14 protein-coding genes, 1 tRNA gene and 1 other RNA gene are annotated in these 13915 nt (G+C 40.6%); 9 read left to right on the forward strand and 7 right to left on the reverse strand.

What is annotated here, in order from left to right:
* Positions 1-8: 8 nt before the first annotated feature.
* Genes secA through ACYQ3A_RS10940 form a run of 3 tightly spaced genes read right to left on the reverse strand, consistent with a single transcriptional unit; the run spans position 9 to position 3717 of the window.
* Positions 9-2591, reverse strand: coding sequence for a preprotein translocase subunit SecA (secA, locus tag ACYQ3A_RS10930; RefSeq protein ID WP_459897362.1), 2583 nt, complete (start codon positions 2589-2591; stop codon positions 9-11).
* Positions 2592-2643: 52 nt separating this feature from the next.
* Positions 2644-2916, reverse strand: a complete 273-nt coding sequence (locus ACYQ3A_RS10935; RefSeq protein WP_459897363.1) for a hypothetical protein — start codon at positions 2914-2916, stop codon at positions 2644-2646.
* A gap of 24 nt (positions 2917-2940) precedes the next feature.
* A complete protein-coding gene (locus ACYQ3A_RS10940; protein ID WP_459897455.1) occupies positions 2941-3717 on the reverse strand; it encodes an MBL fold metallo-hydrolase in 777 nt (258 codons plus the stop codon).
* Between the two features lie 35 nt (positions 3718-3752).
* On the opposite strand from ACYQ3A_RS10940, the gene ACYQ3A_RS10945 reads away from it, so the two are divergent.
* The 4 genes from ACYQ3A_RS10945 to ffs all read left to right on the forward strand — a co-directional run bounded on the left by ACYQ3A_RS10945 (position 3753) and on the right by ffs (position 5813).
* Positions 3753-4484 (forward strand): type II toxin-antitoxin system RelE family toxin, encoded by a 732-nt coding sequence (locus ACYQ3A_RS10945; protein ID WP_459897364.1) that lies wholly within the window; start codon positions 3753-3755, stop codon positions 4482-4484.
* Entirely contained in the window at positions 4481-5536 is a 1056-nt protein-coding gene (locus tag ACYQ3A_RS10950) for a KamA family radical SAM protein (protein WP_459897365.1), read from the forward strand. The genes ACYQ3A_RS10945 and ACYQ3A_RS10950 overlap by 4 nt, the downstream gene beginning before the upstream one ends.
* A 53-nt stretch (positions 5537-5589) precedes the next feature.
* Positions 5590-5685, forward strand: a tRNA-Ser gene (locus tag ACYQ3A_RS10955).
* Between the two features lie 30 nt (positions 5686-5715).
* Positions 5716-5813: signal recognition particle sRNA small type (ffs, locus tag ACYQ3A_RS10960), an RNA gene on the forward strand.
* Here ffs and hrcA read toward each other — a convergent pair.
* Entirely contained in the window at positions 5811-6866 is a 1056-nt protein-coding gene (gene hrcA / locus ACYQ3A_RS10965) for a heat-inducible transcriptional repressor HrcA (protein WP_459897366.1), read from the reverse strand. The two genes, ffs and hrcA, sit on opposite strands and share 3 nt — an antisense overlap.
* A gap of 39 nt (positions 6867-6905) precedes the next feature.
* Positions 6906-7421 (reverse strand): gamma carbonic anhydrase family protein, encoded by a 516-nt coding sequence (locus ACYQ3A_RS10970; protein WP_459897367.1) that lies wholly within the window; start codon positions 7419-7421, stop codon positions 6906-6908.
* Between the two features lie 187 nt (positions 7422-7608).
* Here ACYQ3A_RS10970 and ACYQ3A_RS10975 point away from each other — a divergent pair, with 187 nt between their 5' ends.
* The 4 genes from ACYQ3A_RS10975 to ACYQ3A_RS10990 all read left to right on the forward strand — a co-directional run bounded on the left by ACYQ3A_RS10975 (position 7609) and on the right by ACYQ3A_RS10990 (position 12231).
* On the forward strand, positions 7609-7938 hold the full coding sequence (locus ACYQ3A_RS10975; RefSeq protein ID WP_459897368.1) for a hypothetical protein: 330 nt from the start codon (positions 7609-7611) through the stop codon (positions 7936-7938).
* An 18-nt stretch (positions 7939-7956) separates the two neighbouring features.
* Positions 7957-10443 (forward strand): cytochrome c3 family protein, encoded by a 2487-nt coding sequence (locus ACYQ3A_RS10980; protein ID WP_459897369.1) that lies wholly within the window; start codon positions 7957-7959, stop codon positions 10441-10443.
* A gap of 89 nt (positions 10444-10532) precedes the next feature.
* Positions 10533-11192 carry a ribulose-phosphate 3-epimerase gene (gene rpe, locus ACYQ3A_RS10985; protein WP_459897370.1) on the forward strand — a complete coding sequence of 220 codons (660 nt, stop codon included), beginning with the start codon at positions 10533-10535 and terminating at the stop codon, positions 11190-11192.
* Between the two features lie 88 nt (positions 11193-11280).
* Positions 11281-12231: a ribose-phosphate diphosphokinase gene (locus tag ACYQ3A_RS10990; RefSeq protein WP_459897371.1), complete on the forward strand. Its 951-nt coding sequence runs from the start codon at positions 11281-11283 to the stop codon at positions 12229-12231.
* On the opposite strand, the gene ACYQ3A_RS10995 is transcribed toward ACYQ3A_RS10990, so the two are convergent.
* Together ACYQ3A_RS10995 and ACYQ3A_RS11000 are read right to left on the reverse strand one after the other, a co-directional pair.
* Positions 12221-12772, reverse strand: coding sequence for a prepilin-type N-terminal cleavage/methylation domain-containing protein (locus tag ACYQ3A_RS10995; protein WP_459897372.1), 552 nt, complete (start codon positions 12770-12772; stop codon positions 12221-12223). The two genes, ACYQ3A_RS10990 and ACYQ3A_RS10995, sit on opposite strands and share 11 nt — an antisense overlap.
* Entirely contained in the window at positions 12759-13112 is a 354-nt protein-coding gene (locus tag ACYQ3A_RS11000; RefSeq protein ID WP_459897373.1) for a type IV pilus modification PilV family protein, read from the reverse strand. The genes ACYQ3A_RS10995 and ACYQ3A_RS11000 overlap by 14 nt, the downstream gene beginning before the upstream one ends.
* Positions 13113-13177: 65 nt before the next feature.
* Here ACYQ3A_RS11000 and pdxJ point away from each other — a divergent pair, with 65 nt between their 5' ends.
* A complete protein-coding gene (pdxJ, locus tag ACYQ3A_RS11005) occupies positions 13178-13912 on the forward strand; it encodes a pyridoxine 5'-phosphate synthase (protein ID WP_459897374.1) in 735 nt (244 codons plus the stop codon).
* The last annotated feature ends 3 nt before the right edge of the window (positions 13913-13915 follow it).

Genomic DNA, 13915 nt, shown 5'->3' on the forward strand with positions numbered 1-13915 from the left:
TAATTTTATCACACTACTTCTTCTTGAATCTGGCTCTGAACGTACCTGTAATAGTTGAAGAGTCCATCTACTGTACCGTTTTCTATGTTGGATATGAGCTCCTCAAAGAGCTGGAAAGCTTCCTTCTTGAATTCTACAATTGGATCCCTCTGACCGTAACCTCTCCAACCTATGCTTTCCTTAATGTGATCAAGAGCCAGAAGGTGCTGTCTCCAGTAGTGGTCAAGGGTCTGGAGCATGATCATTCTTTCTATCTCTCTGAGCTGCCCTTCACCAACAAGTTTTTCCATTTTTTCATACTCTTCAACAAGCCTACTATAGATTAGCTTAACAAGTTTTTCTCTATCGTCGTGAGCATCTTCCACATCTAAGTTCATCAGCTCATCGTAGCTTACCGGGATGTTGAATTCAAAGCCAAACCTTGCCTCAAGAGATTTTTTCAGCCCTTCAAGATCCCATTCATCAGGCAGAACGTTTTCGGGAGCATAGTTTTCCACCATTTCCCTTGCAACTTCTTCCATGAAGTAGAGTACATCCTCCTTGAAGTCTTCTCCCTCAAGAATTTTGTTTCTCTGGTCGTAGATAACTTTTCTTTGAACGTTGTAAACTTCATCATACTCAAGGAGTCTTTTTCTAATCTGGAAGTTTTGCTGCTCAACTCTTCTCTGGGCATTTTCGAGGGCTTTTGAAACCATCTTATGGGTTATCGGTTCATCTTCTGGAACGTTCATCATTTCCATCATCTTCTTAATTCTGTCTGAACCAAAAAGTCTCAATAGGTTATCCTCAAGAGACAGGAAGAATCGTGACTCTCCAGGGTCCCCCTGTCTTCCTGCACGACCCCTCAATTGATTGTCTATACGCCTTGATTCGTTTCTCTCTGTTCCAATGATGTAGAGACCACCAAGTTCAATAACCTTCTTCTTCTCTTCCTCTGTTATCTTCTTATACTTCTCTAAGGTTTCTCTATAGATCTCTTCGTACTTTTCCTCTCCAACCTTTTCAGGGGTAATTCCTTTCTTTTCAAGTTCTTTCTTTGCCATGAATTCAGGGTTTCCACCAAGAAGAATGTCCGTACCACGACCAGCCATGTTCGTCGCAATTGTTACTGCCCCAAGTCTTCCAGCCTGAGCAACTATCTCTGCCTCTTTCTCGTGGTGTTTGGCATTGAGAACCTGATGGGGAATTCCCTTCTTTTTCAGAAGTTTTGAGAGGTATTCAGAAGCTTCAATGGAGTTGGTTCCAACAAGAACTGGTCTTCCCTTTTTGTAGTTCTCCTCAATCTCCTTAACAACAGCGTTGTATTTTGCCCTCATTGTTTTAAATATCAAATCAGGATGGTCTTTCCTTATGACAGGCCTGTTTGTTGGAATTACAACAACATCAAGACCATAGATCTCCTTTAGTTCTGCAGCTTCAGTTTCAGCAGTACCGGTCATTCCAGCAAGTTTTGAGTAGAGTCTGAAATAGTTTTGCAAGGTTATCGTTGCAAGAGTCTGGTTTTCAGCCTCTATCTTAACTCCCTCTTTTGCCTCAACAGCCTGGTGAAGACCATCACTCCAGCGTCTACCAGGCATAACTCTTCCAGTAAACTCATCAACGATTACAACCTTCCCATCTTTCACAACGTAGTCAACGTCCTTCTTGAAGAGGTGGTGTGCTCTTAAGGACTGGATAATTGCATGGAGAAGATCTGAAAACTTCGGGTCGTAAAGGTTAAAGTCCTTCAGTCCCGTCATATTTGAAACGATCTCTTCAACTTTCCTGATCCCTTCATCTGTTAGGACAGCAGTTTTTGTCTTTTCATCAACTTCAAAGTGTTTATCTTTCGTGAGCTGCCTCACAATGGCATCTGCTATGTAGTAAACGTCAACATTTTCTTCAGATGGTCCAGATATGATTAGAGGAGTCCTTGCCTCATCAATGAGAATGGAATCTGCCTCGTCAACAATGGCGTAGAAGAGCTCCCTCTGGACTTTTTCGTCTTTCGAGAAAGCCATGTTGTCCCTGAGGTAGTCAAAGCCAAACTCGCTGTTTGTACCATAAGTAATATCCCTTTTATACATTTCTTTTCTTTGTTCTTTTTCCATATCATTTTGGAGGTAACCAACAGAGAGCCCAAGGTAGTTATAAACGGGACCCATCCACTCAGCGTCCCTCTTCGCTAAATAGTCGTTTACAGTTACAACATGAACACCTTTTCCGGCAAGGGCATTGAGATAGACTGGAAGAGTTGCCACAAGGGTTTTACCCTCACCTGTTTTCATTTCAGCAATTTTTCCCTGATGGAGAACCATTCCACCGATAAGCTGAACATCGTAGTGACGCATTCCAAGGGTTCTCTTTGCTGCTTCCCTTACTGCGGCAAAGGCTTCAGGAAGAATTTTGTCCATATATTTAAATTTTTCTCTATCATCCTCAATCTTTGAGATTTCCTCTCTCCACTTTGCAGTTAAAGCTCTCAGCTCTTCCTTGGACTTTTTCTCAAACTCAGGCTCAAGAGCATTTATTTTTTCAACCAACGGCTTTAACTTTTTAATCTCTCTCTCATTTTTGCTTCCAAAAATTTTTGTCAATACAGCATTGAGCATTATTTCCTCCCTGTTAAACGGTTAATTAGTAAAAAGTTAGAAGATTAAAGGGTTAGAGCGTGGGTGATGCTCGGGGGGGAGAAGAAACAAAGCGGGAATCTATTTTCTTTGTATATTCAATTGTTTCCTTAAAGGACTCTTTCTCAAAGCAAATTTTTGTTTCTTCTAACTCTTTTACTTCCTTTTTCTGAGAAACGGTAGAAAGGGATAACTCTACGCGATGGTGTTCAACAGGTTTCTGGAAGAGAACACCTTCTGTTTGAGGATAACCGTAAATGAAAGCCGTTATAAAAATTATTCCAACAAATAGTTTTTTCAATTTCATGGTCAAAGATTACTAAATTCCCTTTTAAAAGTCAAAAATCAGACCGCACCCCGGTTCTATAACCCTGATATTCTCTTGTAGATTACAAATATAACTGTAGATTTTCAGCCTTTCAACAGCTTTCTCCTTTTTCAGATAGAAAGGAATCAGGTGCCAGGTTCCAAAGTGTATTGGAATCAGATATTTCGCCCTCAAAATTCTAAAACCCCTGATTGCCTCTTCTGGAGTCTGGTGAAATTTTCTGAATGGAAAGGGCATAAAACCTCCAATGGGAAGCATTGCAAAATCTATGTCGGGAAATTTTTCTGAAATCGATCCATAGAGTGAACAGGAAAATGCTGTATCCCCTGCAAAGTAGAACTTCAAACTGTCTATTTCAAAAATAAACCCTCCAACACCTGTATCAGAATAGAGAAGATTCCTTCCCTTATTGTGAAAAGCTGGAACTTTCGTGATTCTGACTCCTTTTACTGTAGTTGACTCAAAGTTTTTGAGCTCAATGACTTCTTTCTCTACCTTTACTACTTTTTTACAGTTTTCCGATGTTACGATGACAAAGTTTCCACCCAACCTCTTCAGGGTTTTAAGGTCAAGGTGGTCATAGTGGGCATGAGAGATTAAAACAATATCGGGAAAGATATCTTGCGGAGAAACAGGAGGAGGCAGAACTCTTCTGATACCTCCTGCAGAGTCTGTAAGAAAAGGATCTGTAAGTATCTTCAGACCATCCTTCTTTACGAGAAAGGTAGAATGCCCTAAATTTTCTATGTGGATTTTTCTCTGATCTTCTAACGTACCCATGTTAGCCAATTTATACTACTTTCTGGAGTAAGCCAATGAAAAAGGGATTTAGAGATATAGAGGAGTACTTTCTACAGGCGGAAGCAAGACGGATTCAGGAGAAAACGAAGAGACCTCCTCAGAAAAACAGGGAAAACTTAATAAATCAGATTAAAAACCTTAACGAGAAGCTCAAAGGGAAAGATAGAAAGATAAAAGAACTGTACGGAGAGATTTCCGCGTTGAGAAGTCAGATAGAGGAACTCAAAAAAGAGAAAGAAACACTGGAGCTCCAGAGCAAAGAGATCAAGAAGTTGGAAGAGTACAGAAACAGAATCGATTCCCTCGTTCAGGAAGTGGCTCAATTAAAGGGAGAACTTGCTGAAAAAGAGAAAAAGATTGAATCGTTAAAGGCAGCAGAGATTCCAAAACCAAGAGTTGAACTATTCATCGAGGTAGCACTAAATTCTCTTTCCTCAATTGCGGCTGGAAAGAACAACCTTAAAGTTCTCTTTTCCAAAAGGTTTAGAAAAGATATGGTAAAAGAGGTCTCGGTAAAGCCATTTCTCTTTGAAAACTTTATTTCTGCACTTTCAAGGATAGACACAACTTCAAGACTTTTGAAAAGGGACAAGAAGGATATCTACCGCATAAGAGTTACCTCTCCCTATGGGGAGTTCAGAGCAATTTATACAAAGATTTCGTCCGACACCATCAAGTTTCACAGATTTGGTCCAAGGGAGACAATTTACGAAGAGCTTAACAGCTCTAAGTGGAGCCTTGATTGAAGGAGTGGTTGGAAGAGCTTAAAAACTTAGTTAGAGATGTTGAAAGCATAGAAAAATTTTTCCCTTTATCTGAAGAGGAGAAAAAAGCCTTTAAAGAAGTGACTTCTGTTTATCCTTTCCTCTCCACTTCCTATTATCTTTCCCTTGCAGCAGAAAGTCCAGCAATTAGAAAGATGATCTTTCCAGATTTAAGGGAGATTGATGAATTTATCCAGTCAATAGGGGAAGACGATCCTTTATGTGAGGAAAGGGATAAAAAAACATTCCACCTGACCCACAGGTATCCTGACAGGGTTCTAATTGTTACAACCAACTTCTGTCCGGTTCTGTGCCGTTTCTGTATGAGGAAAAGAAACTGGAAGAGACCTACATTCTTCATTGAAGATCCTGAAATAGAAAAAGCTGTTGACTACATAAAGAGAAATGAAAAGATAAGAGATGTTCTAATATCTGGAGGGGATCCTCTCTTTTTACCAGTAGAAAAACTGAAAAAGTTGCTCTTTAAGCTGAAAGAGATTGATCACGTTGAGGTTGTAAGAATAGGAACTCGAGCTCCAGTTATTCTCCCTCAGAGACTTTTCGATGAGGAACTCCTTGAAATACTGGAGAGAGCAGAAAAGGTTTGGATAAACACCCACTTCAATCATCCTGATGAGATTACTGAAGCCTCAAAAGAAGCAGTAAGAAAACTCCTGAAAGCTGGAATACCTGTAAATAACCAAACCGTTCTGCTAAAGGATGTTAATGACTCAGTGGAAACCTTAGAAAGACTCTTCAGAGAACTTCAAAAGATAAAGGTAAGACCCTACTACCTCTTCCACTGTGATCCGGTAAAGGGAGTAATGCATTTCTCAACTCCCATATCAAAAGGACTGGAAATTGTAGAGAACCTCTTCAAAAGAATTTCACCCCTTGCCATCCCATACTATGCAGTTGATGGACCGGGAGGAAAGGGAAAGGTTCAGATGCTTCCCGAAAGATACAGAAAAGAAGGAAACTACTTTATCTTCAAAAATTTCAGAGGCGAAATATTCAAAATGCCAGACAGATAAAGAAAAAAAAACGTTGTCAATCTCTGTCAAAAGACTATATTAACTTTCTACACGGAGGGGTGCCCGAGTCTGGCTGAAGGGGCACGACTGGAAATCGTGTGTACCCCCAAAAAGGGGTACCGCGGGTTCGAATCCCGCCCCCTCCGCCACAAATTAAGTCCTCATAAAAGAAATCAATCTGCCGGGTCCTCCACAACGTCCGGAAGGTGAACCCCGCCAGGCCCGGAAGGGAGCAACGGTAAGCCTGAAGGACGTGTGTGGGAAGGGTCCGGCTCTAAATATCTTCCTCGTTGAGAATGAAAGAAAGAGCTTTAGCAACGTTCTCAACAATTGGAATAACCTGAGAGTAATCCATTCTCTTTGGTCCTATAATTCCAACTACTCCGCTGTTTCTGTATCCAATCTGGAACTTTCCAAGAACAAAACAAAAAGGCTCAAAGGGCTCCACTTCTGTTTCAGATCCGAGGATAACATCAACCCTTTTGTTCTCTTCTATGAATTTTGAAAAGATTTCTAAAAGGAGATTCCTCTCCTCTAAGATTCTCAAAATTTCCTTTAATCTTTCAATATCGTTGGCAAGTATATTAACTATGTTTGAGGTTCCCTGAAGTTTTAACTGATTGACACCATTAAGGGTTGAAAGTATCTGAGAATTCACTTTAAAGGAAAGGTCAGCGAACTCCTTCCTGACTGTATCTATCTCCTCTACTAATTCCCGTTTAATCTCAGAAAGGGTTTTTCCCCTAAAGCGTTTTGAGAGCTCCCGGGAAAACCTTGGAAGTTCAAGATCTGAAATCTCTACATCGATTACCCTGTGAATGATGTAGTCAGGAGAAAAGTTGATAACAATCAGCACTTTACCGTAGGCTACTTTTACAAGAGTTATACTACTAACAGTGAGGTTTTCAACAAGGCTTATTCCAAAACCAAGGTAACCTGTAGAATTTTGGAGAAAATCCAGAACAGTTGAAAGGATATCTTCAATTTCGCAAACTCCTGAAGATCTGACATAGTCAAGAAGCCTGTTAACAAGAGAGCTATCCTCTTCCCCAAGTGCTAAGAAAAGGTGATTGATATAAACTTTCAATCCCTCGTCTGTTGGAACTCTCCCTGCCGACGTATGGGGTTGATAAAGATAACCTTTATCTTCAAGATCAGCCATTACATTCCTGATGGTAGCAGGGCTAATCTCTAAACCATAAACCTTTTGCACCGTTCGGGAACCAACAGGTTCTCCTGTTTTTATATATAGCTCTGCTACCTTCAGGAGAATATCCCTCTCTCTTTCCGTTAAACTTTCCAAAATGCTTCTTTTCTCAGAATTCTTCACCATCGCTTCCTTAATCAAAGTTCAAGATAAAATATAAACCTATTTAAAATACTTCAAATATTCATCCTTGTACTTAACATATCTCTCAGCATGTTCCTTCAAACCAGCAATCTCTTCTTCCGTCAGCTGTCTTACAACCTTTGCAGGAAATCCCATAATCAAACTACCCGGAGGAAACTCCTTACCAGGAGGAACAAGAGTTCCAGCTGCAACTATGGAGTTCTCATTAACCACAGCACCATCCAGAATTATGGCTCCTATTCCAATCAGACAGTTATCCTTTATAACACAACCATGAAGATTAACAGCATGCCCTACAGTAACATAGTTCCCAACAATTGTTGGATGTGTTTTCCTTGTTACATGAACTACAGTCCCATCTTGTATAGAAGTGCATTTTCCTATCCGGATGTAGTTAACATCTCCTCTCAAAATTGCTCCAAACCAAACACTGCTGTCGTCACCTATTTCAACATCTCCAACCACTACCGCATTTTCAGCAACAAAAACTCTTTTTCCAATCTTTGGCTTTAGATCCTTGAATGGCTTAATCAATTCAGCACCTCCAGATCCGTGTTTCTGTCGAATTTTATCACCACTTTCCTTTTTACCTTTACTAACGAATCAATAAATATATTCAAAAAACTTAATACTTTCATAATAATAAAAGTTATTTCGATATTGACAATTTTATAAAATATTCTATAATGGAATTAATGAACCTAAATTAAGGAGGGGAGTCATGAGGAAAATCCTTGGTATGGCGCTGGTCTTTATACTATCATCTACTATTAGCGCCATAGCAACTCACCCAGACGTAACCCTTAAAGACCAATTTGGGAACCCCGTGTCAGAATCGGGACTACCTGTAGACATCAGGAAAAGCTGTAGTGCCTGTCACGACATTGATTTCATCGCCACAGCCTACCACTTCCAGCAGGGAAGAGTCGCAATTCTCTCAAAAGAAATTTACGAAAAGAACTACTACAACAAGTACGGTGACACTCAGTTCACAAAGGGTCTTCCAAAAGAATTAACAAAGCTCGACATGGGTATGTATGGAAAGCTCTGACCACCTGCATACCGCCAGTTGGCGCCACAAGAAGGAACCAATCCTGGACTTATAGATCTCACAACTCCAGATTATGCAAAGAAATGTGGTATGTGCCACCCAGGTGGTGGTCCCATGGAAAAGGACAGAAATGACGTATTTCTCCATCAAAAAGCCCTTTCGGAAATTCAAGCCGACTTTGAGGCTGGAAAAATTCCGGGTGATTACGCCACATTTGGAGTAAATCCAGAAACCCAAAATAAGGAATTTTTACCTTTTGAATGGAAATTAGAAGTAAATGGACAAAAAGTGAACAATACAATGGCTCCTACCTGTTTTTACTGTCACTCTAAAAAACTGATCGAGAGCTGGGATACAGCAGCAACTGGAACTTTAAAGTTCAGAACAACTTTAAACGGTAAAGCTGTTGGAAAACCTTACTTTGCTGCAGCGGATGCTGTTGGAGGAGGAATTGCATCTGTAAATGCAACTGATTTAACTATCACATATATAAACAATGGAACTATTGGAGATGATGTAATTGGTTCAGCAACAGATAAACACTGTGGTCACTGTCACGGTTCTAAGGGATTTGAAGACATAAACAACGATGGAGTAAATCCACTTGACTTTGTCCTTCAGGTTAAAGACTTAAAATTCATGCATCCGGACTTTATGAAAGAAGCACTTGTATGGCAGTTTGCTGAAGATAGCAAGAATATAGATGTTCACAAAGTAGCAGGAAAAGGATGTGTTGAGTGTCACCAGCCTGTTAGCCATGAATATATCGGAGATGGATATTTCCCATCCTCCACGACTTTAGTCCCATCTCACGACTTTGCAAAAGGTAGCTGTGGACCTGCATTTAGTGTAATGTGGAACCAGGTTGGGGGAAGCCTGACCTGTGAAAAATGTCATGAAGATGCTGCCAATTTCCATTCGGCGTACTTTGGTCCTGCTGCTGGAATTCACATAGACAAAGTTGCCTGTACAACCTGTCACATTGGTAAAAAATACTTCTACAGGGTTAAACTCATAGACTGGTCATTGCCAATGTTTGTTGTTACTGGCAACGCAGATTCAATCACATTCTGGGGACTTGACAAGCATGGATATCTCTACGGCGATCCTGTTAATGGTAAGTATGAAGATATTGCATGGCTTCCAGAAAGAGACTTTGAGACTGGAGAGGTTAAGTGGAAAATCAAACCAGTAAACGCAATGGGAGTTCTGCTCTTTGTGGATAACTCTTCAGGAGAATTCAAGCCTGTTCTTGCAAGGTATCTTGCAAAAGCGTTCAAGGTTAATCCTAACCTACCAACCAAATACATGAAGGTAGAGATAGATCCTTTAACTGGACAACCTAAGTATAGTCCAGCGACTACAAACACTGGAGAAACATTAAACATCCTTAACATTAAGGTTGTCAAAGGCGGAATTATCGCAGATGATGAAGACCTGAATAGTGGGAACTACACCCTCTGGAGAGCTATTCCTAACTACATAGATGTGGATTTAGACGGCACGTACACCGAAGGAGTAGATGTTCAGATTACCGATGATACAGAACCTATTGATTACAATAAGAATGGAGTTCTCGATCAAGATGGTGATCCGGAGCTTAACACGAAGGAAGAAGTAGAAGCCGCAATAAATACTCTTAAGAAAGTTATTTCTTCTGCAACTGGAAAAGAAAATGTTGAGGTCAAACTCGTTGCAACAACAGATGCTTTTGGAATGAGCCACAACATAAGACCTGCTGAGGAGGCTCTCACCTGCAGTGAATGTCATGGAATCAAGGCAACAGAACTTGAAGGTCCCCTCTTTACAAGCACAACACCTTTATACTTCCCATACGATGCTGAGGTTGAAAACGCAACTTACTTTGACAAGAAGATTGACAGAGCTCCAACCTTAGAAGAGTATGCCGAACACGTAAAAGCAGAGCTCATTGAAGCCGGGTATGGAGAGGAAACAACTACTGCTGAAACAGAATTTCCTGCTGTAGAAGTTCCTGAAGAAATAACGGCCAACGTAAGTGAAACGAACGCAACTATAGAAATTCCTTCAGAGAACGTTGAGATCAAAGTAAAAGTCGAAAACGCAACAATCGATATTACCGATGTACCAGATACTAAGGATGAATTGCTACAGGTTGTAGAAGCACTTTCTCTTCCAAAAGAAACAAAAGTAATTGCAGCCATTAAGGTGGTTGCAAATTCTACATTTACAGTAGAGTTTGACATAACAGGACTCGACTCAGCTAAGCTTACCGTCACAACAGATAAAGGAAGTGTAATTAATAAGGATGTTTCAGGAAATACTCTATTTGTAACGATTGATCCAAACAGAGCAGATAACACAGTTACCGTTGCTCTTGTAGAAGAACCTTTAACAGCGGATTCTTCAACAAGTAGTGGAGGTGGTGGATGTTCTATGACTCCATCTGCAGGACCGGGCGGAGCAATCTCCGGTCTTCTTGGACTGCTACCGCTTGCATTCCTCAGGAGAAGAAAAGAAAACTAACTCCTTAACTGTTACTTGATATAATTCGGGGGGCTTTGCCCCCTTTTTTTATTTGGTAGAATTCCGTGAACTCTTCTGGAGGATTTCACATGCCGCTTCTTGCCCCTTCAATTCTCTCAGCAAACTTTGCAAACCTTGAAAGGGACATAAAAGAGGCTGAATCTGCAGGAGCAGACCTTTTACACGTTGATGTAATGGATGGAAGGTTTGTTCCAAACATAACAATTGGGCCTTGCGTTGTTGAAAGTATAAGGAAAGTGACCGATTTACCCCTTGATGTTCACCTGATGATCGTTGAACCTGAAAAGTACATCCCTGATTTTGCAAAGGCTGGAGCCGACTGGATTTCTTTTCATTTTGAAGCAGCAGTTCACCACCACAGGATTATCTCTCTGATTAAGGAACTGGGAAAGAAAGCTGGAATTGTCATCAACCCATCCACACCTGTATCTCTACTTGAGGAGATTCTTCCGTTTGTGGATTTTGTACTGGTTATGTCTGTTAATCCTGGATTTGGAGGACAGAAGTTTATAGAGACTTCTGTAGAAAAAATAGAAAAACTTCGGAAAATGATCAAAGAAAGAGACTTAAATGTTAGTATAGAAGTTGATGGAGGAATCAAAGTAGATAACGTCCAGGAAGTTCTCAACGCTGGAGCAGAAATAATCGTTGCAGGTTCAGCAGTCTTCAAAGGTAACATCGCCGAGAACGTAAAGGCTTTCAAGGAAAAATTCAAACTCTACCGTTAGTTTTATCTTTAATCTGTGGATGTTAAAATCCCCCTACCTCCTTCAGGAAAGGAGGAAACTTCACTATTAAACTCTATCCGGAGGAGAAATGAAACAGGTTAAATTGATGACCGGAAGTTCAAACCCACAACTTGCAAGGGCCATTTCCGGAAATCTTGGAATACCTCTTGCAGACGTAACAGTTGGGAGATTTAGTGATGGAGAAGTTCAGGTAGTAATAAACGAAAGTGTAAGAGATTGTGATGTTTACATCATTCAGTCTCTTTGCCACCCTGCCAATGAGAATATTATGGAACTTCTTCTTATAGCTGATGCTCTCAAAAGAGCCTCTGCCGGAAGAATTACAGCAGTTATACCTTACTACGCCTATGGAAGACAGGACAGGAAGGTAAATCCAAGAGATCCCATCAGTGCTAAACTTCTTGCAGACATAATTACTGTTTCTGGAATCAACCACATTGTTGTCATAGACCTCCACGCAAAGCAGGTGGAAGGATTCTTTGACATTCCAGTTGATCACCTTCAGGCGAGACCTGTTCTCACAGAATACTTCCTCTCCGAAGGACTTGGCGGAGAAGATACTGTCGTGGTTTCTCCAGATATCGGTGGTGTTACAAGAGCAAGAAACTTTGCAAAAGTCTTAGGCTCCCCTATTGCAATAATAGACAAGAGAAGACCAAGACCAAACGTTGCAGAGGTTATGAACATCATTGGTGAGGTGAAAGGCAAAAAGGCGATAATCATTGACGACATCATAGATACAGCAGGAACAATCGTTAACGCTGCAAGAGCTATCAAAGAAAAGGGAGCAGAAGAAGTCTATGCAGCCTGTACCCATCCGGTCTTTTCTGGTCCTGCAATAGAGAGACTTTCAAAAGCAGTAGAAGAAGGTGTTATAAAAGAGGTTGTTGTAACAGACACAATTCCACTGAGAGAGAAGTTTGAAGGTGTTAAAGTCCTAACAGTTGCAGGAATGATCGCAGAGGCAATAAGAAGAATTCACTTTGGAGAGTCAATAAGCAGAATGTTCAATTTCTAAGTTTAAACACAAGAGGGAGCTCGCCTCCCTCTTTTTTAAGCTTTAGAACAATCTTTAAAAGATAGGGATTTGACTCTGTCGTTCCATTGTACCAATCACCAGATCGAGAAAACAAAACCTGGAAATCCGAAACCTTAGATGTAATGGGGATGTCAATTCCGGAAGGAGAGAGAGAATTTATCCTGTATTCACTCCTTATTAAGTAGTGGGTCTTTTTTTCTTCATTCTCATAAATCCAGTACTTCACTTTACAGATCCCTTTGAAGTAGTAGCAAGAATTTGTATAAAACTCTAAGGTTTCTCTATCATTACCATCTTTCTTTACGGAAATCGTTCCATAACGCTTATCGACCGATTCGAGATCTCTCAAAAATGTGTAGAAAAGTGGAACGATTGTCGATTGCAGTTCGCTGTTTTCAGCAGAAAATCTGCCCGATTTCTCAATCAGGTTAAAAAACGAGTATGAAACCGTGATAACAAAAGCCGTTAGCGCAACTGCAATGAGAAGTTCAACAAGGGTAAATCCTTTAACGAGCTTCATAGAGCTCCACCACCATTCCAGTATCTTCTGTTCCTGCCTGAACCTTCACAATTCTGTATCCCATTAACTCTTCAAAATCCTGTCTTAGTTCGATTTCGTAGTTAAGAATATCCTCCTTTTCATCATTCTTGTTCTTCCCCATGTAAATTGCTTCATCTATGGCGTTGTGGGCAGCAACGGTTGAAAGGGTTGTCTTTAAAGAAATTGTTGTCGTTTCCGCTGTCTTGCCAGAGAGAAGAATAAATGCAGAGAAAGCCATACCAGCTATCGCAACGGCAATGATAACTTCAAGAAGAGTAAAACCTTTAGAAAAAATGGATACAATATCTTTCCTGATCATAAATGCCCCTGAAGGATTGTGCAGTTATAATTATACTTCCAGTGAACTTCTATCTGGAGGCAAAAATGAAAAAGAGAATCAGACTTGGTGTTAACATAGACCACGTTGCAACAGTCAGAAATGCAAGGAGAACTTTTGAGCCAGATCCTGTCCACGCAGCAGTAATTGCAGACCTTGCCGGAGCCGATCAGATAACTCTCCACGTGAGGGAAGATAGAAGGCACGTAAATGAAAGAGATCTAAAGCTTATAAAGGAAGTCATCCATTCCAGAGTAAACCTTGAGATGGCAGCAACTGAAGAGATGATAAATCTGGCGATTGAGGTAAAACCCCATCAGGTAACCCTTGTCCCTGAGAGGAGAGAGGAGATAACAACGGAAGGGGGACTCGACGTTGCAGGTCAGAAAGACAAAATAAAAGAAGCTGTTGAAAGGTTAAAAGAGGCTGGAATAGTGGTCAACCTCTTCATAGATCCAGATGAAGAACAGATAAGGGCAGCAAAAGAAGTCGGAGCAGACGCCATTGAGCTCCACACCGGAAGATATGCAGAAGCTTTTAACGATAAAAAAGAAAAAGAGACTAAAGAAGAACTCGAAAGACTCAGAAAAGCTGCAAGATTCGGGAAAGAAATAGGATTAAAGGTTTACGCCGGACATGGCCTGACTTACAAAAACGTTAAACCGGTTGCAGAGATTCCAGAAATTGAAGAGCTCAACATAGGCCACTCAATAGTTGCCAATGCAGTCCTGAAAGGACTGAAGGAAGCTGTTCAAGAAATGATAAAGATAATCAACTCATAGGCC

It is taken from the genome of Desulfurobacterium crinifex, from assembly GCF_054656775.1.

Bases quoted from the DNA above. Each gene is read 5' to 3' on its own strand.
- ACYQ3A_RS10935 (WP_459897363.1), bottom strand. From the start codon at position 2,916: ATGAAATTGAAAAAACTATTTGTTGGAATAATTTTTATAACGGCTTTC.
- ACYQ3A_RS10995 (WP_459897372.1), bottom strand. From the start codon at position 12,772: ATGAAGCTCGTTAAAGGATTTACCCTTGTTGAACTTCTCATTGCAGTT.
- ACYQ3A_RS10990 (WP_459897371.1), top strand. From the start codon at position 11,281: ATGAAACAGGTTAAATTGATGACCGGAAGTTCAAACCCACAACTTGCA.
- secA (WP_459897362.1), bottom strand. From the start codon at position 2,591: ATGCTCAATGCTGTATTGACAAAAATTTTTGGAAGCAAAAATGAGAGA.
- ACYQ3A_RS10975 (WP_459897368.1), top strand. From the start codon at position 7,609: ATGAGGAAAATCCTTGGTATGGCGCTGGTCTTTATACTATCATCTACT.
- ACYQ3A_RS11000 (WP_459897373.1), bottom strand. From the start codon at position 13,112: ATGATCAGGAAAGATATTGTATCCATTTTTTCTAAAGGTTTTACTCTT.
- rpe (WP_459897370.1), top strand. From the start codon at position 10,533: ATGCCGCTTCTTGCCCCTTCAATTCTCTCAGCAAACTTTGCAAACCTT.
- pdxJ (WP_459897374.1), top strand. From the start codon at position 13,178: ATGAAAAAGAGAATCAGACTTGGTGTTAACATAGACCACGTTGCAACA.
- ACYQ3A_RS10940 (WP_459897455.1), bottom strand. From the start codon at position 3,717: ATGGGTACGTTAGAAGATCAGAGAAAAATCCACATAGAAAATTTAGGG.
- ACYQ3A_RS10945 (WP_459897364.1), top strand. From the start codon at position 3,753: ATGAAAAAGGGATTTAGAGATATAGAGGAGTACTTTCTACAGGCGGAA.